The organism is Streptomyces sp. Ru62 (assembly GCF_002920615.1).
In the GTDB taxonomy this organism is placed as follows: domain Bacteria; phylum Actinomycetota; class Actinomycetes; order Streptomycetales; family Streptomycetaceae; genus Streptomyces.
Genome location: NZ_PQSU01000043.1, coordinates 1 through 19,892 on the forward strand (window position 1 = coordinate 1; position 19,892 = coordinate 19,892).

Below are 19,892 nucleotides of genomic sequence, written 5' to 3' on the forward strand. Positions count from 1 at the left end.
GTCGTAGAAGGCCTTCGGATCGGTGTTGCGGAAGGACTCCGTCCAGGTCGTACCGCCGTCGTCGGTGCGGTAGACGCGGGAGGCCTCGCCCTCGCCGATGGCGAGCACCACCGCGCGCCGGGCGTCGAACGCCGTCACGTCCCGGAACTGCAGGTCGGCTGCTCCCGGCGGGGAGACGTTCCGCCAGTTCCCGCCGCCGTCCGTGGTACGCAGCACCGTGCCCTCGGTACCAGCCAGCCAGGCGGTGCGCCGGTCGACGGCCGCGAGTCCCCGGAAACGGATCCGCGGCGTGCCGGTGTCCTTCACCGCCCAGTGCACGCCTCCCGCGCGGAAGTCCCCAGCCGCCGGGTACGCGTTCTCCGCACGGGAGCCTCGGGCCGCCCCGTCCGTACGTGCCGTGCCCGGGAGCGGCTGTCCCGCACTCGTCCGGCCGGTGGTGCCGTGGGCCAGTGGACGTGCCTCGGCCGCCGGGACCGTCAGGGCGGCCAGAGCCGCCCCGCACGCCACTCCCGCCATCACCAGCCGGCTCGTCCGTCCCCTGCCTCGCGTGCTCCCCAAGCGCCTCATGGCGGGCGAAGCTAGCCCCACTCCCCCGGCCCCGTCCAGAGGGCCTGCCGTGCCGCGCGCCTGCCGACGAGCGGGAACGGCCGTACGTTGCCCGCGCATGAACGCGGTGACCGAGGTCACTCGTTCCCCGTGTGCACGCATCGGCCGTTTCCGTCGTCTCTTCCAGTGCCGGGCGCCGCACACCCGGGCGCAGTCCATCCGTCACGAGGGAGCAAGGCGTTGTCCACCGTCATCGAGCAGCCCGTAGAGGCCCGTCTCGTCGCCGCCGCACCGCGCATGCCGAGCATTCCCGCCACGCTGCGCTACGACCGGCGCGACCCGTTCGCCGTCCGCATGACGTTCCCGGCACCGGCCACGCTGGAGGGCGTCGACGTGTGCTGGACCTTCTCCCGCGAGCTGCTCACGGCCGGTCTCCAGGGCCCGGAGGGCCACGGTGACGTCCGGGTGCGGCCGTACGGGTACGACCGCACGGTGCTGGAGTTCCACGCCCCGGAGGGCACCGCGGTCGTGCACGTGCGCTCGGGTGAGATCCGGCGGTTCCTGGAGGCGACCAACGACCTGGTCCCCGTCGGCCTGGAACACCTCCATTTCGACCTCGACCACGACCTGGCCGAGCTGATGCGGGACGCCTGCTGAGTCCCGGCCGGTGAACGCCACGCGCGCGTGGGGCGGCGCGGCGAACAATCACGTTGACAGCTCTTCCCGCCCTTCCTACCGTGTACAGCGGTTCTGTTGCCGTCGATTGGAGAAGGACGTTGCTCGTCTGAGGTCCTGAGACACCGCGTCGCACCGGTGAGGTGTGCGTGGCGTACGACCTCGGCGTCCGAGCCGTCCTCAAGGCACAGGCCCTTCTCCGTGGCCGCCTCCGTGCCCCAGACCTTTCGGTTTCCGCCTCGCGGTGTCTCGACACGCGTCCACCCGAACGCACCCGTCCCTCGCGAGGCGCCCATGTCTGCTTCCCTCACCTGCACGTCCCTGTCCTTCACCTGGCCCGACGGCACCGCCGTCTTCGACGGCCTGGACATCGCCTTCGGCCCGGGCAGAACCGGGCTCGTCGGCGTCAACGGATCGGGCAAGTCCACCCTGCTCAAGCTGATGGCCGGGGAACTGACCCCGGCCGACGGCACTCTCAAGGCGGCCGGCGAGATCGGCTACCTCCCGCAGAACGTCACGCTCGACACCGCGCTCCGCGTCGACCAGGCCCTCGGCATCGCCGGCCGACGGGCCGCCCTGCACGCCATCGAGGCGGGCGACGTCGCCGAGGAGCACTTCGAGACCGTCGGCGACGACTGGGACGTCGAGGAGCGCGCCCTGGTCACCCTCGGCGAACTCGGTCTCGGCCACATCGGCCTGGACCGGACCGTCGGCGAGGTGTCCGGGGGCGAGTCGGTACTGCTGCGGCTCGCCGCGCTGCTGCTGCGCCGCCCCGACATCCTGCTGCTGGACGAGCCCACCAACAATCTCGACCTGTACGCGCGCCGGCGGCTGTACCAGACGGTGGCCTCCTGGCCGGGCGTGCTGGTCGTGGTCAGCCACGACCGGGAACTGCTCGACCTGGTCGACCAGATCGCGGAGCTGCGCTCCGGCGAGGTCGCCTGGTTCGGCGGCAACTTCTCGGCCTACGAGGAGGCGCTGGCCGTCGAGCAGGAGGCGGCCGAGCGGATGCTGCGCGTCGCCGAGGCCGATGTGCGCAAGCAGAAGCGCGAACTGGCCGACGCCCAGGTCAAACTGGCCCGCCGCAAGCGGTACGGGCAGAAGATGTACGAACAGAAGCGCGAGCCGAAGATCGTCATGGGGGCACGCAAGCGTGCCGCCCAGGAGTCGGCGGGCAAGCACCGCATCATGCACGAGGAGCGGCTCGCCGAGGCCAGGGAACGGCTGGACGAGGCGGAGGAGGCCGTACGGGACGACGACGAGATCCGTGTCGACCTGCCGTACACGGCCGTACCACCGGGGCGGCAGGTGATCACCCTGGAGAAGCTGGAAACGGCCTACCGGGCGCGCGTGCCGGGCATCCTCGATCTGCGCGGCCCGGAGCGGATCGCGCTCGTCGGCCGCAACGGCGCCGGCAAGACCACGCTGCTGCGGACCGTCGCCGGGGAGCTGGCGCCGGTGTCGGGCACGGTGACGGCCCATGTCCCGCTGCGGTTCCTGCCCCAGCGGCTGGACGTGCTGGACGACGACCTGTCGGTGGCCGAGAACGTCGCCCGGTTCGCGCCGGGCGCCACCAACAACCGGGTCCGGGCCCGGCTCGCCCGCTTCCTGTTCCGGGGCGCGCGGGCCGACCAGAAGGCGGCCACCCTGTCGGGCGGTGAGCGTTTCCGGGCGACCCTGGCCGCGCTGATGCTCGCGGAGCCCGCGCCCCAACTGCTGCTGCTGGACGAGCCCACCAACAACCTGGACATGGCCAGCGTCCGGCAGCTGACCACGGCCCTGGAGTCGTACGAGGGCGCGCTGATCGTCGCCGGCCACGATCTGCCGTTCCTGGAGTCCATCGGGATCACCCGGTGGCTGCTGATGGAGGGAGGGGAGCTGACGGAGACGACGCCCGAGGCGCTCTGGGACCCGGCCTGACCGGCCGGCGAGGGCCCGCCCCGGCCGGCCGGCTCCGGTCTCGGGGGAGACGCGCCGGGCACCGGGGGGGTTTGGCCCTGGCGGGAGCGCCCTGCATGATGACGGACCGGCGCCGTGTGAGCGGCGCCGGACCGCACCATCGCACCGACCGATTCGAAAGGCCCCTCGTGCCCAGCAAGAAGGCCCTCGTCCGCCGCCCCAGCCCCCTCCTGGCCGACGGCCTGGTGACGCACATCCAGCGGGAGAAGGTCGATTCCGGGCTCGCCGGCGAGCAGTGGGAGGCGTACGTCGAGGCCCTGCGCGCGCACGGCTGGGAGATCATCGAGGTCGAACCGGCCGACGACTGCCCGGACTCGGTGTTCGTCGAGGACACCGTCGTCATGTACCGGAACGTGGCGTTGATCACCCGGCCCGGCGCCGAGTCGCGGCGGGCGGAGACCGCCGGCGTCGAGGAGGCGGTGGCCCGCCTCGGCTGTTCGGTGAACTGGATATGGGAGCCGGGCACGCTGGACGGCGGTGACGTCCTCAAGGTCGGCGACACGGTGTACGTCGGCCGCGGCGGGCGGACCAACGCGGCCGGTGTGCAGCAGCTGCGAGCGGCCTTCGAGCCGCTGGGCGCCCGGGTGGTGGCCGTACCCGTGAGCAAGGTGCTGCACCTGAAGTCGGCGGTGACCGCGCTGCCCGACGGCACGGTGATCGGTCACATCCCGAAGATCGACCGGCCGTCGCTGTTCCCGGGCTTCCTGTCGGTGCCGGAGGAGTCCGGCGCGCACGTGGTGCTGCTGGGCGGCGGCAAGCTGCTGATGGCGGCGAGCGCCCCGAAGACCGCGGAGCTGCTGACCGACCTGGGCCACGACGTGGTGACGGTCGACATCAGCGAGTTCGAGAAGCTGGAGGGCTGTGTGACCTGCCTCTCGGTGCGTCTTCGGGAGCTCTACGCCTGACCTGGCGGACCCGTCAGCCCGGCAGCCCCGGGACCTGCGGGTCCCGGGGCCGTCCGGCGTACCCGGGCTCCGCTGGTCCGGGCGGGCTGATCAGCGAACCTTTACGGGCGTCTTAACCTACGGCTTCGTAACCTACGGATTCGTAGCCTACGATCACGTAGGTTTCCGGCACCGCTCGCCGGACCGTCCCCTTTCCTCCCCCCGTTGTTCGGCGTCCCCCTGGAGTTCCTGTGACGATCACCTCCCCCCACCTCGGCAGCCCGTCCGTCTGGACCGACGCGCGGCTGCTGTACGCACTGGAGGAAGTGGTCGAGAGGGAGCTCAACCGGCACCTGAAGGTCGCCAAGGACTGGATGCCGCACGAGTACGTGCCGTGGAGCGACGGCCGCAACTTCCCGGGCCTGTTCGAGGACGGGGAGGCCTGGGAGAAGGACCAGTCCCAGGTGACGGAGATCGGCCGGATCGCCCTCGTGGTGAACCTGCTGACCGAGGACAACCTGCCGAGCTACCACCACGAGATCGCCTCGCTCTTCGGCCGCGACGGCGCCTGGGGCACCTGGGTGCACCGCTGGACGGCCGAGGAGGGCCGGCACGGCATCGTGATGCGGGACTACCTGCTGACCTCGCGCGCGGTGGACCCCGACAAGCTGGAACGTTTCCGTATGTCCCACATGAGCGAGGGCTTCGAGTCCGACAACCGGCACTCTATGCTGCACTCGGTGGCCTACGTCGCCTTCCAGGAGCTGGCCACGCGGATCTCGCACCGCAACACCGGCCACCAGTCGGGGGACCCGGTCTGCGACCGCATGCTGGCGCGCATCGCGACCGACGAGAACCTGCACATGGTCTTCTACCGCAACCTGCTGAAGGCCGCGTTCGAGCTGGCGCCCGACCTGACCATGCAGGCGGTCCGGGACGTCGTCGTGAACTTCCGGATGCCCGGCCACGGCATCCCCGGCTTCGAGCGGGCCGCCGCGCAGATGGCGATCGGCGAGGTGTACAACCTGCGCATCCACCACGACGACGTGCTGCAGCCGGTGCTGCGCTTCCTGAAGGTCCTGGAGATCGACGGCCTCGGCCCCGAGGGGCGCCAGGCCCAGGAGGAACTCGGCCTGTTCCTGGGCGGGCTGAACGCGGAGGCCACGAAGTTCGACGAGAAACTGGCCACGCGGAAGGCCCGGATGGCGGCGCGCGCCGGGGGCTGACGCCCCGCGCGCGGGCCCGCCCCGGCGCCCGGGCCGACGGGCGGCCCACGGCTTCTCGCGGCGTCAGCGGGCGGTACGGCGCAGGGCCAGGCGCTCCTTCTCCGACAGGCCGCCCCAGACGCCGAACCGCTCGTCGTTGGCCAGCGCGTAGTCCAGACAGGCCGGGCGCAGCTCGCACATGGCGCAGATGCGCTTCGCCTCGCGCACCGAGCTGCCCGGCTCGGGGAAGAAGAAGTCCGGCCCGGTCTGCGCGCACAGCGCCTGCGCCTGCCAGGTGTCGTCGGCCGGGGTGATGGTTTCGTAGTGCATGGCCAGGAGCCTGCCCGACGCCGAAAAACGTTCGATCAACGCCGGCGAAACGGCGTGCTCGGGGCCTCCGGCCACCCCGATGATGCTCCCCGCGGCCCGGCGCGCGCACGGCGGCGCGCCCAGCCGTGTGAAAACCCGGAGAACGCGTGTCGTCACGCTGGGTGAGAGCGGGTGGTCCCGGCGCGTCCCGGTGCTCCGGCAGCGATTGTCAGTGGGCGGTGCCAGACTCGGCAGTGCACAGGACGGAGCCCCTTGCGAGGAGGGCGAGATGCTCACCACCCGTTTCGTCAACGGCGCGCCCAACTGGATCGACGTCGGCAGTCCCGACATCGACGGCGCCGCCTCCTTCTACGGCGGTCTGTTCGGCTGGCGGTTCCGGTCGGCGGGGCCGGAGGCCGGCGGTTACGGCTTCTTCCAGCTGGACGGGAAGACCGTCGCGGGCGGCATGCAGACCGGTCCCGACCAGGGGCCCCCGGCCTGGACGGTGTACTTCCAGAGCGAGGACGCCCAGGCCACCGCCAAGGCGGCGGAAGAGGCCCACGGCAGAGTGCTGTTCCAGCCCATGGACGTGCTGGGCCAGGGCCACATGGCGGTCCTCGCCGACCGGGCGGGCGTGCCGTTCGGGATCTGGCAGCCGGGCCGGACCAAGGGCGTGGAACTCGCGGGCGAGCCGGGGTCCCTGCGCTGGGTGGAGCTGTACACGCCGGACATCGCGGCGGCCGCCGCGTTCTACCGCCGGGTGCTGGGGCTGGAGACCTCCGCGCCGTTCCCGGGCGGGACGTACACCTGTTTCAACCCGGACGGCGCCGGTGAGGACGCGATGTTCGGCGGGATGGTGCCGCTCGCCGACGATCCCACCGAGGCGGAGGCGGGGCCGTACTGGCTGCCGTACTTCGAGGTGGAGGACACCGACGCCGTGGTGGAACAGGCGCAGCGCCTGGGCGGGACGGTGCGGGTGCCCGCGACGACCCTGGAGGGCGTGGGCCGCACGGCCAGGCTCGCCGACCCGTACGGGGTCCGCTTCGCGGTGATCAGGAGCGAGCGGCCGCAGGGCTGAGCACCGGCGGGCGCCGGCCGGCGCGAGCCTTAGGCGGAGGCGCGGCGTATCAGGGTGGTCGGCAGGATCACTTCCGACGGCGGTGCCTCCTGGGCGCCGGCCGTCGTGTCCGTCCCCTCGCGGGCGCCGGACAGGCCGCGCAGCAGCAGACGGGCCATCAGCCGGCCCATCTCCTCGATGTCCTGACGAACCGTCGTCAACGGGGGATCGGCCTGTTCGGTGACCGGCACCATGTCGTCGAAGCCGACCACGGCCACGTCCTCGGGCACGCGCCGGCCGCTCGCGCGCAGCACCCGCAGGGCGCCGAGCGCGGTGAGGTCGTTGGCGGCGAACACGGCGTCGACGTCCGGGCAGCGGTCGAGGAGTTCCCGCATCGCGCGTTCGCCGCCGGACGGGGTGAAGTCGCTCTCCTCGACCAGCCGGGGATCGTACCCGCCCAGGACGTCGGTCATGACGTCCCGGTAGCCGTCGAGCCGGTCCACCGCCGAGGTCTGGTCCAGCGCTCCGGTGATGTGGGCGACGCGCCGGCGGCCGAGGTCCAGCAGATGCCGGACGGCCGCGCGGGCCCCGCCCCGGTTGTCGCAGTCGACGTACACCACGCCCGGGTCGGCCGCCCGGGTGTCGGCGCCCCAGTCGGGGCGCCCGCCGAACACGGTGGGCACACCGGCGTCGTGGATGAGGCCGGGCAGCGGGTCGTCCAGGTGCAGGGAGAAGACGAGCGCGCCGTCGACATGGCCGCCGGCGAGATAGCGGGCCACGCGCGCGTGGTCGGCGCGGCCCTCGGTGAGCAGCAGCACGAGCTGGTTGTCGTGCGCGGTCAGTTCCTTGCTGATGCCGCGTAGCTGGAGAGCGAAGAAGGGGTCGGCGAAGACCCGGGTCTCGGGCTCGGCGATGACGACCGCGACGGCGTCGTGCCGCCGGGTGACGAGGCTGCGCGCCGCCTGGTTGGGGACGTAGCCCAGTTCCTCCACGGCCCGCCGGACCCGCTCGGCCAGGGGTTCGCGGACCCCGTCGCCGCCGTTGACCACCCGGGACACGGTGGCCCGGGACACCCCGGCCCGCGCGGCCACGGCCTCCAGCGTGGGACGCGACACTGCCTCGGTCACTTCGGGACTCCTCATCGGCGGCTGCCGATCAGGATAGCCGCGGGCGGCGGGACCGGCCGGTGCCGGACGGGACGCGGAACCCGGCCGGTCTCAGGGCGACGGCTCGCGGCGGGCGCGGCTCGGCTGCACCCGTTTCGGTTCGCCGGGCATCTTCGGGTACTCCGGCGGGTACGGCAGGTCTCCCAGGCCGTGGTCGTGCTCGTCCTGGCGGGCCAGTTCCAGCAGCGCGTCCAGGGAGTAGGCGTGGTCGTCCATGTCGGCGTGCACGTCACCGAGTTCGGCGAACCGGGCCGGCATGGTGGCGAGGTCGAAGTCGCGGGGCTCGGCGACACCGACCTCCTCCCAGCGCAGCGGCGCCGAGACGGGGGCGTGCGGGCGGGGGCGTACCGAATAGGCGGAGGCGATGGTGCGGTCCCTGGCCGTCTGGTTGTAGTCGAGGAAGATGCGGCTCCCACGCTCCTCCTTCCACCACTTGATGGTCACCCGGTCCGGCATCCGGCGCTCCATCTCCCGGCCGACCGCGATCGCCGCGCGGCGCACCTGGGTGAAGGTCCAGCGCGGTTCGATGGGGACGAAGACGTGCAGGCCCCGGCCGCCGGAGGTCTTCGGCCAGCCGCGCAGCCCGCCGAACTCGTCCAGGACGGCCCGCAGTTCCTGGGCGGCGCGGGCCGCGTCGGCGTAGTCGGTGCCGGGCTGCGGGTCGAGGTCGATGCGGAGTTCGTCGGGATGGTCGACGTCGGTGGCGCGGACCGGCCAGGGGTGGAAGGTGAGGGTGCCGTACTGGGCGGCCCACACCACGGCGGCCTCCTCGGTGGGGCACATCTCGTCGGCGCTGCGCCCGCTGGGGAAGGTGATGTGGGCGGTCGGGATCCAGCCGGGCATGCCCTTGGGCGCCCGCTTCTGGTAGAACCACTCGCCGCCGACGCCGTCCGGGTAGCGCTCCAGGGTGGTGGGACGGTTGCGCAGGGCGCGCAGGATGCCGGGGCCGACGGCGGCGTAGTACCGGGCGAGGTCCAGCTTGGTGAAGCCCCGCTCCGGGAAGAACACCTTGTCCGGGCTGGACAGCCGTACGGTCCGGCCCGCCACCTCCAGTTCCACCGCATCACCCATGCGGCCACGGTAGGCGCACGCCGCACAGTGCGCATACCGGGCGCGGCCGTACATATATGAGCGGAAACGACTTCATGCGAGCAGAATCGGATTCATGGATCTGCCCGTCATGCCGCCCGTGAAGCCCATGCTCGCCAGATCGGTGGCGAAGATCCCGCCGGGGATGCACTACGAGGCCAAGTGGGACGGCTTCCGGTCGATCGTGTTCCGGGACGGGGCCGAGGTCGAGCTGGGCAGCCGTACCGGAAAGCCGCTGACCAGGTACTTCCCCGAGCTGGTCGAGGCGCTGAAGGAGCGGCTGCCCGAGCGGTGCGTGCTGGACGGGGAGATCGTCATCGCCCGGGGCGGCCGGCTGGACTTCGACGCGCTGACCGAGCGGATCCACCCGGCGGCCTCCCGGGTGCGGATGCTGGCGGAGAAGACCCCGGCCTCCTTCGTCGCCTTCGACCTGCTCGCCCTGGACGACCACGCCCTGCTCGACGTGCCGCTCACCGACCGCCGCGCCCTGCTGGACCGGGCCCTCGCCGAGGCGACCCCGCCGGTGCACGTGGCGCCGTCGACGACCGACATCGAGGTGGCCCGGCAGTGGTTCGAGCAGTTCGAGGGCGCCGGTCTCGACGGGGTCGTCGCCAAGCCGCTCACCCTGCGCTACCTCCAGGACGAGCGGGCCATGTTCAAGGTCAAGCACGAGCGCACGGCGGACGTCGTCGTCGCCGGGTACCGCTTCCACAAGAGCGGCCCGGTGGTGGGCTCGCTGCTGCTGGGGCTGTACGACGAACAGGGGCGGCTCCAGCACGTGGGCGTGTCGGCCGCGTTCGCCATGAAGAAGCGCGCCGAGCTGGTCGAGGAGCTGGAGCCGTTGCGCATGGACGACGTCTCCGGGCACCCGTGGGCCGCCTGGACGGACGAGTCGGCGCACGAGACGGCCCGGCTTCCGGGCGCGCCGAGCCGCTGGTCGGGCAAGAAGGACCTGTCCTGGGTGCCGCTGCGGCCGGAGCGGGTGGCCGAGGTGGCGTACGACCACATGGAGAACGGCCAGCGGTTCCGGCACACGGCCCGCTTCCGCCGCTGGCGCCCGGACCGTACACCGGAGAGCTGCACGTACGCCCAGCTGGAGGAGCCGGTCCGCTACGACCTCGCGGAGATCCTGGGCGAGAAGGAGGGCGGCTGAGCGGGGCGGAGCCCGGGCGCCGGCACCCGGCGCCCGGGGGGCCACAGGCGCGAAGCAGCGGCCACGGCCACGGTTGCGGACACGACTACGGCCACGGTTGCGGACACGGTGACAGCTACTGCTACGGCTGCATGAGTATCTTCACCGCGCCGTCCTGCTTGCGCTGGAACATCTCGTACGCGTGCGGCGCCTCCGTCAACGGCAGCCGGTGCGTGGCGAAGTCCTGGACGCCGAGCGGGTCCTCGTCCGTCAGGTACGGCAGGATCTTGTCCGTCCAGCGGCGGACGTTGGCCTGGCCCATGCGGAGCTGGATCTGCTTGTCGAAGAGGGTCAGCATCGGCATCGGGTCGGCCATGCCACCGTAGACACCGCTGAGCGAGATCGTGCCGCCCCGGCGGACCAGGTCGATCGCCATGTAGAGGGCGCCCAGCCGGTCGATGCTGAACCGTTCGGCGAGCGGAGCGCTGAGCTTGCGGGGCATGAGCGCGGTGGCCTGCTGGGCGAGCTTGGCGGCGGCACTGCCGTGGGCCTCGGTGCCGACGGCGTCGATCACGGCGTCCGGGCCCCGGCCGCCGGTCTCCTCCTGGATCGCGTGGACCAGCGACTTCTCGTTGTCGAAGGCCCGGAGGTCGTACGTCTCCACCCCGCGCCGCCGCGCCCGGGCGAGCCGCTCGGGCACCAGATCCACCCCGAAGACCCGCTCCGCGCCCCGGGCCCTGGCGATCCGGCAGGCCATGTCGCCGATCGGGCCGAGGCCGAGGACCGCGAGGGTGCCGCCGGGCGGGACGGCCGCGTACTCGACGGCCTGCCAGGCGGTCGGCAGCACGTCGGAGAGGTAGACGAACCGGTCGTCCGGCGGGCCCTCGGGCACCTTGATCGGGCCGAACTGTGCCTGCGGGACGCGCAGGTACTCGGCTTGGCCGCCGGGGACGGAGCCGTACAGGCGGCTGTAGCCGAAGATGGCGGCGCCCATGCCCTCGCCGGTGACCTGGGTGGTCTCGCACTGGGTGGGCAGCCCGGTGTCGCACATGAAGCAGTGCCCGCACGCGATCTGGAACGGCACCACCACCCGGTCACCGGGCCGAAGGCCGGGCACCTCGGAACCGACCTCCTCCACGATGCCCATGGGTTCATGGCCGAGGACGTCGCCCGGGCTCATGAACGGGGTGAGCACTTCGTACAGGTGCAGGTCGGAGCCGCACAGTCCGGTGGAGGTGACGCGGATGACGGCGTCCGTGGGCTCCTCGATCCTCGGGTCGGGCACGTCCTCGACCCGGACGTCCCGCTTGCCCTGCCAGGTGACTGCCTTCATGGGGTCGTGCTCCCTTGGTCGCGTACGGCTGCTGTCGCGTACAGCCGCGTGCCGTGTGTGCGGTGGCCCCCGGGTACCCCCCGCCCGCCGCCGGGAACCCGAAGCGACCGGGTACGGCCGGTGATGACCGGATGAGCCCACGTACCGGCGCCCTGAGCCGGCCGGTGCCTCATGGGCCGGTACCGGTACCGCGGGGGCAGCCGGTGCCTCGAAGGCCGGCGCCGGCGTCCTCAGCTCCGTGCGGCCGGCGGCTCGGCCGGATTGCGCAGTTCCTCCGCCGCGTCCGCGACCCGGCCGATCAGGTCGAAGAACACGGTCTGTTCCTCGGCGGACAGCGGGGCGAGGAAGACCTGGTTCATCCGGGCGGTCCGCACGGTGAGTCTGCGGTGGGTGCGCAGGCCGTCGTCGGTGAGGCGGAGCAGGAAGCGCCGGCCGTCCTGGGGGTCGCGCACCTTGTGCAGCAGCCCCCGGCGGTCGAGCCGGCTGATGACCTCGGCGATGGTGGAGCGGTCGAGGCCCACCCGTTCCCCCACGGTCCGCTGGTCGAGCCCGGGCTCGGCGACGAGGGCGTTCATGACCGCGAACTGCGGCGAGGTGATCTCCTCCGAGACCATGGTGTTCCACAGCAGGTAGTGCGCCTGCTGGAGCCGCCGGGCCAGGTGCCCGGGATGGGTGGCGAGGTCCACCGCGGCCATGTGCGCTCCCCTGGTCGGTTCGTTGGTGCACTGAACGATATCCGGCACCAGGCACCCCTGTCTCCTTCCGGGGGCCTCGCGGAGGCCAGCTCTTGACGGTCACCGCCTCCAGTGGCAGCGTGAGCAACACCTCGCCGAAATAGTCAGTGCCCTGACTATCCGCCCCGATGAACCGGAGAGACTCCCTCCTCGAACGCCAAGGAAGCGTCAGGTACCCCATGCCTCTCACCCAAGCCGACATCGACCAGGAGATCGCGGCAGCGCACGCCGCCTACGACAAGCGCGTCGCCGACGGCGCCCCCGTCGAACACCACCCGCGCCGCGACTACGCGCCGTACCGTTCCTCCGTGCTGCGCCACCCGAAGCAGCCCCTGGTGGCGATCGACACCAGCCAGGACCCGGAACTGGTGGAACTGCGCTCCCCCGCCTTCGGGGAGCGCGACCTCGCCGAGGTCGACAACGACCTCACCCGGCAGCACACCGGAGAGCCCATCGGCGAGCGGATCACCGTCTCCGGGCGGCTGCTGGACCGGCACGGACGCCCGGTCCGCGGCCAGCTGATCGAGATCTGGCAGGCCAACTCGGCCGGCCGCTACGCCCACCGGCGCGAGCAGCACGACGCCCCGCTGGACCCGAACTTCACCGGCGTCGGCCGCACCCTCACCGACGCCGAGGGCCGCTACCACTTCACCACCATCCAGCCGGGCCCCTACCCGTGGCGCAACCACGTGGGCGCCTGGCGCCCGGCGCACATCCACTTCTCGGTGTTCGGCACGGCGTTCACCCAGCGGCTGGTGACGCAGATGTACTTCCCGAACGACCCGCTCTTCCCGTACGACCCGATCCTTCAGTCCGTGACCGACGACGCGGCCCGGCAGCGGCTTGTCGCCACCTACGACCACGGCCTGTCGGTGCCGGAGTTCTCCCTCGGCTACCACTGGGACATCGTGCTGGACGGCCCGGCCGCCACCTGGACGGAAGAAGGACGCTGACCGCCATGACGATCACCGACCCGAGCGGCCCGCACCAGGTGCTGCCCACCCCGTCCCACACCGTCGGCCCGTTCTACGGCTACGCGCTGCCGTTCCGCGGCGGCGAGGAGATCGCGCCGCTCGGCCACCCGGACACGGTCACCGTGCACGGGTACGTCCTCGACGGCGACGGAGAGCCGCTGCCCGACGCGCTGATCGAGCTGTGGGGTCCGCGTCCCGACGGCACCGTCCCCCACGTGGACGGCTCCCAGCGGCGCGACCCGGCCACCGGCGGTCACCTGGGCCGCAACGGCGTGGAGTTCACCGGCTGGGGCCGCGTCCAGACCGACGCCGACGGCCACTGGTACGCCCGTACGCTCCGGCCCGGCGCACGCGGGCGGAACGCGCCGTACCTCAGCGTCTGCGTCTTCGCGCGGGGCCTGCTCGTGCACCTGTTCACCCGGATCTACCTGCCGGGCGACGAGGCCGCGCTGGCCGCCGACCCGCTGCTGACCCGGGTGGGTGACCGGCGCGACACGCTGATCGCGCGCGAGGAGGCGGACGGCGCCTACCGTTTCGACATCCGCCTTCAGGGCGAAGGCGAGACGGTCTTCCTGGAGTTCGAGTGACATCCGCTTCCCCTCCCTGCGCCGACACCGGTCTGCTCGCCCCGGAGTGGGCGCGATCGGGCGCCGCGTCCGAGACGGGCGACCACGCGTATCTGCGGGCCCTGCTCGACGCGGAGGCCGCGCTGACGCGGGCGCAGGCCGCGCTGGGCCTCGCCCCGGCCGGGGCCGCGGCGGCGGTGACCGAGGCGGCCGTCCCGGACCGGTTCGGCATCCGCTCCCTGGCGGCGCGGACCGCGGACGGCGGCAACCCGGTCATCCCGCTGGTCGCCGACCTGACCGCGGCGGTCGGCGAGGAGTACGGCCCCTACGTCCACCGGGGCGCCACCAGCCAGGACATCATGGACACGGCGACGATGCTGGTCGCCGCGCGCACCCTGGCCCCGGTCCTGGCCGACCTGGGCCGCACCGAACGGGCGCTGGCCCGCCTCGCCGCCGCACACCGGGACACGGTGCTGCCGGGGCGGACGCTCACCCAGCACGCCGTGCCGACGACGTTCGGGCTGAAGGCGGCCGGCTGGCGCTCGCTGGTCCTGGACGCGCGCGACCGCGTCACCCGGGTCCGGGACGCGCTGCCCGCCCAGCTCGGCGGCGCCGCCGGGACCCTGGCGGCCTTCCGGGCGTACGGCACCGAGGACGCGACCGCTCTGACGCGGGCGTACGCCAGAGAAGTCGGCCTCGCCGCCCCGGCGTTGCCCTGGCACACCCTGCGCACCCCGGTGGCGGACCTGGCGGGGTGCCTGGCCTTCACGGCGGGGGCGCTGGGCAAGCTGGCCGTGGACGTACTGACGCTGTCGCGCACCGAGATCGGCGAGGTGAGCGAGGGCAGCGGCGGCGGCTCGTCGGCCATGCCGCACAAGGCGAACCCGGTGCGAGCCACGCTCCTGGCGGCCGCCGCCCGGCGCGCCCCGCAGCTCGCGGCCTCGCTGTACGGCTGCCTCGCCGCCGAGGACGAGCGGCCGGCCGGCGCCTGGCACGCCGAGTGGGAGCCGCTGCGCGACCTGCTCCGGCTGGTGGGCGGCGCGGCCTCCCACGCGGCGGAGCTGGCCGAGGGGCTGCGTGTGCACCCGGCTGCGATGCGCCGGAACCTCGGCATCACCCGGGGCCTGATCGTCTCCGAGCGGCTGTCGGCCGCCCTCTCGCCCGTCCTCGGCCGGGCACGCGCCAAGGAACTGCTGACCGAACTGGCCCGCCGCGCCCACGCCGAGGACCGTCCGCTGTCCGAACTGCTGCCGGAGACCGCCGAGTTGAAGGACGTCGATCTCGACGAGCTGCTCGACCCCGCCCACTACACCGGCTTCGCCGGTCCCCTCACCGACCGCGCCCTGGAGCGACCTTGACCGTGAAACTCCTCAACCACCAGGAAGAAGGCCCGGCTTCCGCTCCCCCGCTGCTGCTCGGTCCCTCGCTCGGCACCTCCCTGGCCCTGTGGGACCGGGTCGCGCCCGAACTGTCCGCCGCCCACCGGGTCGTCCGCTGGGACCTGCCCGGGCACGGGGGTTCGGCGGCGGACCTGATCGGGGCGGGCGCGACCGTCGGCGACCTGGCCGCGCTGGTGCTGGAGCTGGCCGACACCCTCGGCATCGACCGGTTCGCGTACGCGGGCGTGTCGCTGGGCGGCGCCGTCGGCCTGTATCTGGCCGTCCACCGTCCCGAGCGGCTGTCCTCGCTGGCGGTGTTGTGCTCCTCCGCCCACTTCGGCGGGGAGACCCCCTGGCGGGAGCGGGCGGAGCGGGTGCGCCGCGAGGGCCTGGACGGGCTGGCGGACAGCGCCGAGGCGCGCTGGTTCACGCCCGGGTTCAGCGTGCCGGGGCTGGTCCGCGACCACCGGGAGGCCGACCCGGAGGCGTACGCCGCCTGCTGCGACGCGCTCGCCGCGTTCGACCTGCGCGACCGGCTCGGCGACATCACCCTACCGACGCTGCTGGTGGCGGGCCGGCAGGATCCCGCGACCCCGCCCGCCCATCTGCGGGAGATCGCCGACGCGGTGCCGGCGGCGACGCTGGTGGAGCTGCCCGGCGCCTCCCATCTGGCGCCGGCGCAGTGCCCGGGGGCCGTGCTGACCGCGCTGCGCACCCACCTCGACGGGCCGCCGGCGAGCGGTACGGCGGTGCGCCGGGAGGTGCTGGGCGATGCCCATGTGGACCGCGCGCAGGCCCGGCAGACCCCGTTCACGGCCCGCTTCCAGGACTTCATCTCCCGCTACGCCTGGGGGGAGATCTGGACCGACCCGACGCTGTCCCGACGCGAGCGCAGCATGATCACGCTGACCGCGCTGGTCGCCCACGGTCACCACGACGAGCTGGCGATGCATGTCCGGGCGGCGCGGCGCAACGGGCTGACGCCGGAGGAGATCGGCGCGGTGCTGTTGCAGACCGCCGTGTACTGCGGGGTGCCGGCCGCCAACTCGGCGTTCGCGACCGCCCAGCGGGTCCTCGCCGAGGAGGAGACGGGCTGAGGGCGAGGGTGACCCTGCCGGTCGTACTCCCGGCAGCGACTCGTTCCCGGCGCTCGGGCGTGCCTAGGCTGGCGGCATGTCCACTGTTCTGATCACCGGCGCCACCTCCGGGCTCGGCCGGTACGTCGCCTTCGAACTGGTCCGCTCCGGTCACCTCGTCCTGGCCCATGGCCGCGACCGGGCGCGCACCGAGCGGCTGGTCGAGGAGCTGCGCACGGAGGGCGCGGCCGAGGGGTTCGTGGCCGATCTGGCCCGGCTGGCCGAGGTCCGGGACCTGGGCGCGCGGGTGGCCGAGGCGCATTCCGGCCTCGACGTGCTGATCAACAACGCGGGCGTGGGCGGTGGGACACCCGGCTCCGCGCGGGAGCTGAGCGCTGACGGGCATGAGCTGCGGCTCGCCGTGAACTACCTCGCGCCCGTGGTGCTGACACGCGCCCTGCTGCCGGTGCTGCGGGCGAATCCCCCGGCCCGGATCGTCAACGTCGGCTCGGCCGGCCAGGAGCCCGTCGACTTCACCGACCCCGAACTCACCCGTGGCTACAGCGGGATCTCGGCCTACTGCCGCAGCAAGTTCGCGCTCGCCGCGTACACGTTCACCCTGGCCGAGGAGCTGGCGGGCAGCGGCGTGTCGGTGAACGTGCTGCACCCCGCGACCTACATGGACACGGCGATGGTCCGCGAGGGCGGCATCACCCCGTGGAACTCCGTCGCCGACGGGGCACCGGGCGTGCTGGCCCTGGCCACCCGGGAGACGGGCAGCGGCGCGTACTACGACGGGATCCGGCCGGCGCGGGCGCACGAGGCGGCGTACGACGGTGACGTGCGCGAGCGGTTGGCGGCGGTGACGGAGCAGCTGCTGGGCCTGTGACCCCGGGGGACGCGGGGTCAGTGCGAGCCCCGCCCCGCCTCCGGTACGGTTCAGTGCAATCCCCGTCCCGTCTCCAGCACCTCCCGTGCCTGGGCCACCAGGTGCTCCGCGCCGCACGCCCGGGCCAGGTCCAGGCCCCGGCCCAGTTCCGCGACCGAGCGGGCTGCGATGCCGTACTCGACGCGGGCCGCCGCGTGCTCGTACTGGCAGGGTGAGGCCTCCAGGTAGGTGACGGCGCGGGCGGCGAGCTGGACCGCCCGCTGTCCCGTCGCCAGGGCGGCGGCACAGCGCAGGGCCTCGCCTATGGCGGTGTCCGTGCCGAAGCGCTCGGCCTGCCGGCGGGCGTCGGCCGCGAGCTGGGCGGCACGGTCCGGGTCCTGCCCGGCGAGCGCCTTGGCGAGGTCGATGGACCAGGGCGCGAGGACCGGGTTGTGGCCGCCACGGGAGGCGGCGGTCTTCTCGGCGGCCTCCAGTTCGTTGATGCCGTCCTCGGTGCGGCCGACGGCGAGCAGCAGCCGGCCGCGCACGGAGCGGATGTCGGGCAGCACGATGGTGGACGGGTACGGCGGCGCGAAGCCGTACCGCTCGGCGACCGACCAGGCCTCCTCGACCCTGCCCCGGGCCAGCAGGGTGTCGACCAGACCGCAGGTGGCCGACCAGTACAGCGGCAGACGGCGGCCGACGCGTTCGGCGAGGACCAGGGCCTCACGCAGGGTGGACTCGGCGTCGCGCAGCCGGCCCTGTCTGCGGTAGGCGAGCCCGAGGAAGGCGTTGGCCAGGGAGAGGTGGCCGCCGCGCCAGCCGGCCGTGGTGTAGACGCGCCGGGCTTCGGCGAACAGGCTCTCGGCGCGGTCGAGCCGGTCGGCGTAGGTGTAGGCGCTGCCGAGCATCATCAGCAGTTCCATGCCCCACTCGGTGTCGGTCCAGCCGAGGCCGGGCGCGAGGCGGCCGTTGACCAGGGCGCGGTCGCACAGCTCGATGACCTCGTCGGCGCTCTCGCCGTGGGTCATCGCGTCGAAGCCGCGCAGGATCAGCAGGGCGCGTTCGGCGTTGTCGCGGCCGGTACAGGTGCTCGCCAGCTCGGCCAGGCGCCGGGAGCGGGCCGGGGAGACGGTCTCGCCGTGGATGCCCTCCCACATGAACTGGAAGGCCTGCAACCGCATCCGGACGGGACCCGCCTCGTGCCGGGCGGCCTCGGCCTCGACCGTGCGGACGGCCTCCTCAAGCTGGTCGTTGTGGAGCAGCGCCTGGGAGAGGCGGACGACGGCGTCGACCCGGTCGTCGCCGTCGAGGCCGGGCATGCCGAGGGCGCTCTGCAGATGGTCGATGGTGACCGCGGGGTTGGTCAGCAGGGTGGCGCAGCCGAGTTCGTACAGGACGTGCGCGTGCACCTCGGGGAGGGGCGGTTCCGCCAGGGCGCGTTCCAGGCAGCGGCGGGCCGCGTCGGGCGCGCCGACGGCGAGGTGTTCGCGGGCGGCCTCGCGCAACTGCTCGACCAGTTCCTCGTCGTCGTCCGGGTGCACCTTCAGCAGGTGGCGGGCGGCCTCGGCGGCGCCGCGGCCGCGCTCGGTGATCATCTGTGCGGCGACGCCGTGCATGGCGGTGCACACGCCGGGCGGGATGGAGTTGTAGACCGCGGTGGCGATGAGGGGGTGGACGAACTCCAGCTCGCCGCCGGTGCGTTCGGTGCCGGCGGGCGGGCCGGGTTCGGTGAGGATGCGGGCGTTGCAGAGGAGTTCGGCGCACGTGCGGGCGAGTTCGTCGTTCATGGTGGCGAGTTGGGCGACCATGTCGACGGTGATGCCGGTGCCGAGGATGGCGGCGGCCCAGGCGAACCGGGTGGCCTCCAGGCCGAGGCCCTTGAGCCGGTCGACCAGTCCGCCGCCGCGGGCGGCGCGGTTGAGGGCGCGCAGCTCTCCCGCCTGCGCCTCGACGGGCGGCAGTTCGCTGTCCTGGACCTTGGCGAGGAGTTCGACGGTGTCGTAGGGGTTGCCGCCGGTGACGGCCCAGACCTCGCGGCAGAACGCGTCGTCGGCGTGCCGACCGACGGTGGCGCGGGTGAGTCCGGCGGTGGCGTCCGGCGTGAGGGCGCTGAGGTTGTGGACGGGGCGGCCCGCGGCGGCCACCGCGTCGAGCAGGCGGGCGCTGTCCCCGCTGACCTCGCCGGGCCGGCGGGCGACCACGACGAGGACGGACAGGTCGTCCAGGCGTTCGGCGAAGGCGGCGAGCCAGCGCAGGGTCTCCTGGTCGGCCCAGTGCGCGTCGTCGACGAGCAGGACCAGCGGCCACTGGCGGCGGGAGAGCCGGCGCACGGCGGCGACGAGCCCGTCGCAGACGTACTGCGGGTCGGCGTTGTCGGCCTGCGGTTCCGCTATGCCGAGGGCGGGACCGGCGATGTCGTACCAGTCGCCGAGGTACTCGCGGGCCTCCTCGGGCAGTAAGGACAGCAGCGCGGGCTGGAGGAGCTGCCGTACGACGTGGAACGGGACGGATCTCAGCGTCTCGGCGCCGCGCGCGGACCAGACGGCGCAGCCGCGGCGTTCGGCGATGCGCCGGGTCTCGGCCAGCAGCGCGGTCTTGCCGAGTCCCGCCTCGCCCCGGATGACCAGCAGGCTGCCCGCGGACGACTGGTCCGCGCACAGGACGTCGAGTGCCTGCGCGACGGTGGCGAGCTCGGCGTCCCGTTCCCACAGGGGAGCCGAGCCGGCCGCCGACGGCCGTCCCTCCGTCATCCCGTTACCTCCCCAGGTCGCCCGAATGACGTACAGAACCCGAGCGTAGTCGTCGGGCGGGGCCTTCGGTGGCCGCTCGGGGCAGCTCTTGCCCGGCCGGGTGAAACAGGGGGCGGGCAGGCGACGCGACCGCCCGCGCGACCAGCGGACGGAGTGTCAACGGCCCCTGCGGGAAGGCGTCACCGAG

18 protein-coding genes are annotated in these 19,892 nt (G+C 73.2%); 11 read left to right on the forward strand and 7 right to left on the reverse strand.

What is annotated here, in order from left to right:
- Positions 1 to 567, reverse strand: a 567-nt coding sequence (locus C3492_RS38485) for a WD40/YVTN/BNR-like repeat-containing protein (protein ID WP_374938421.1), incomplete at its 3' end; no start/stop codon positions are given.
- A 219-nt stretch (positions 568 to 786) separates the two neighbouring features.
- Between C3492_RS38485 and C3492_RS38490 the strand changes: the two genes are divergently transcribed.
- The 4 genes from C3492_RS38490 (at position 787) to C3492_RS38505 (ending at position 5,290) form a co-directional block, all read left to right on the forward strand.
- Positions 787 to 1,203 carry an SsgA family sporulation/cell division regulator gene (locus tag C3492_RS38490; RefSeq protein WP_103817257.1) on the forward strand — a complete coding sequence of 139 codons (417 nt, stop codon included), beginning with the start codon at positions 787 to 789 and terminating at the stop codon, positions 1,201 to 1,203.
- A gap of 312 nt (positions 1,204 to 1,515) precedes the next feature.
- Entirely contained in the window at positions 1,516 to 3,141 is a 1,626-nt protein-coding gene (locus tag C3492_RS38495; protein ID WP_103817258.1) for an ABC-F family ATP-binding cassette domain-containing protein, read from the forward strand.
- A 167-nt stretch (positions 3,142 to 3,308) separates the two neighbouring features.
- Complete coding sequence (ddaH, locus tag C3492_RS38500) at positions 3,309 to 4,085, forward strand: dimethylargininase (RefSeq protein WP_103817304.1); 777 nt, start codon at positions 3,309 to 3,311, stop codon at positions 4,083 to 4,085.
- Between the two features lie 230 nt (positions 4,086 to 4,315).
- Positions 4,316 to 5,290, forward strand: coding sequence for an acyl-ACP desaturase (locus C3492_RS38505; protein ID WP_103817259.1), 975 nt, complete (start codon positions 4,316 to 4,318; stop codon positions 5,288 to 5,290).
- 63 nt (positions 5,291 to 5,353) lie between these two features.
- Here C3492_RS38505 and C3492_RS38510 read toward each other — a convergent pair whose 3' ends face one another.
- Entirely contained in the window at positions 5,354 to 5,599 is a 246-nt protein-coding gene (locus C3492_RS38510; protein WP_030643251.1) for a WhiB family transcriptional regulator, read from the reverse strand.
- Between the two features lie 268 nt (positions 5,600 to 5,867).
- Here C3492_RS38510 and C3492_RS38515 point away from each other — a divergent pair, with 268 nt between their 5' ends.
- Complete coding sequence (locus C3492_RS38515; protein ID WP_103817260.1) at positions 5,868 to 6,656, forward strand: VOC family protein; 789 nt, start codon at positions 5,868 to 5,870, stop codon at positions 6,654 to 6,656.
- Between the two features lie 29 nt (positions 6,657 to 6,685).
- On the opposite strand, the gene C3492_RS38520 is transcribed toward C3492_RS38515, so the two are convergent.
- Positions 6,686 to 7,762, reverse strand: coding sequence for a LacI family DNA-binding transcriptional regulator (locus C3492_RS38520; protein ID WP_103817261.1), 1,077 nt, complete (start codon positions 7,760 to 7,762; stop codon positions 6,686 to 6,688).
- Positions 7,763 to 7,852: 90 nt separating this feature from the next.
- Positions 7,853 to 8,872, reverse strand: coding sequence for a non-homologous end-joining DNA ligase (gene ligD, locus C3492_RS38525; protein WP_181140766.1), 1,020 nt, complete (start codon positions 8,870 to 8,872; stop codon positions 7,853 to 7,855).
- Between the two features lie 94 nt (positions 8,873 to 8,966).
- Here ligD and C3492_RS38530 point away from each other — a divergent pair, with 94 nt between their 5' ends.
- Positions 8,967 to 10,043 carry an ATP-dependent DNA ligase gene (locus C3492_RS38530; RefSeq protein WP_103817262.1) on the forward strand — a complete coding sequence of 359 codons (1,077 nt, stop codon included), beginning with the start codon at positions 8,967 to 8,969 and terminating at the stop codon, positions 10,041 to 10,043.
- A 121-nt stretch (positions 10,044 to 10,164) separates the two neighbouring features.
- On the opposite strand, the gene C3492_RS38535 is transcribed toward C3492_RS38530, so the two are convergent.
- Together C3492_RS38535 and C3492_RS38540 are read right to left on the reverse strand one after the other, a co-directional pair.
- Positions 10,165 to 11,355, reverse strand: coding sequence for a zinc-dependent alcohol dehydrogenase (locus tag C3492_RS38535; RefSeq protein ID WP_103817263.1), 1,191 nt, complete (start codon positions 11,353 to 11,355; stop codon positions 10,165 to 10,167).
- A gap of 230 nt (positions 11,356 to 11,585) precedes the next feature.
- Complete coding sequence (locus C3492_RS38540; RefSeq protein WP_103817264.1) at positions 11,586 to 12,050, reverse strand: MarR family winged helix-turn-helix transcriptional regulator; 465 nt, start codon at positions 12,048 to 12,050, stop codon at positions 11,586 to 11,588.
- Positions 12,051 to 12,268: 218 nt separating this feature from the next.
- On the opposite strand from C3492_RS38540, the gene pcaH reads away from it, so the two are divergent.
- The 5 genes from pcaH (at position 12,269) to C3492_RS38565 (ending at position 16,973) form a co-directional block, all read left to right on the forward strand.
- Positions 12,269 to 13,042: a protocatechuate 3,4-dioxygenase subunit beta gene (pcaH, locus tag C3492_RS38545; protein WP_103817265.1), complete on the forward strand. Its 774-nt coding sequence runs from the start codon at positions 12,269 to 12,271 to the stop codon at positions 13,040 to 13,042.
- 5 nt (positions 13,043 to 13,047) lie between these two features.
- On the forward strand, positions 13,048 to 13,650 hold the full coding sequence (gene pcaG / locus C3492_RS38550) for a protocatechuate 3,4-dioxygenase subunit alpha (protein WP_103817266.1): 603 nt from the start codon (positions 13,048 to 13,050) through the stop codon (positions 13,648 to 13,650).
- Positions 13,647 to 14,987 carry a 3-carboxy-cis,cis-muconate cycloisomerase gene (gene pcaB, locus C3492_RS38555; protein WP_103817267.1) on the forward strand — a complete coding sequence of 447 codons (1,341 nt, stop codon included), beginning with the start codon at positions 13,647 to 13,649 and terminating at the stop codon, positions 14,985 to 14,987. Before pcaG ends, pcaB begins: the two co-directional genes overlap by 4 nt.
- Positions 14,984 to 16,105, forward strand: a complete 1,122-nt coding sequence (gene pcaD, locus C3492_RS38560) for a 3-oxoadipate enol-lactonase (protein ID WP_103817268.1) — start codon at positions 14,984 to 14,986, stop codon at positions 16,103 to 16,105. The genes pcaB and pcaD overlap by 4 nt, the downstream gene beginning before the upstream one ends.
- 76 nt (positions 16,106 to 16,181) lie before the next feature.
- Entirely contained in the window at positions 16,182 to 16,973 is a 792-nt protein-coding gene (locus C3492_RS38565; protein ID WP_103817269.1) for an SDR family NAD(P)-dependent oxidoreductase, read from the forward strand.
- Positions 16,974 to 17,023: 50 nt separating this feature from the next.
- On the opposite strand, the gene C3492_RS38570 is transcribed toward C3492_RS38565, so the two are convergent.
- A complete protein-coding gene (locus tag C3492_RS38570; protein WP_103817270.1) occupies positions 17,024 to 19,705 on the reverse strand; it encodes an AAA family ATPase in 2,682 nt (893 codons plus the stop codon).
- Positions 19,706 to 19,892 lie beyond the last annotated feature (187 nt).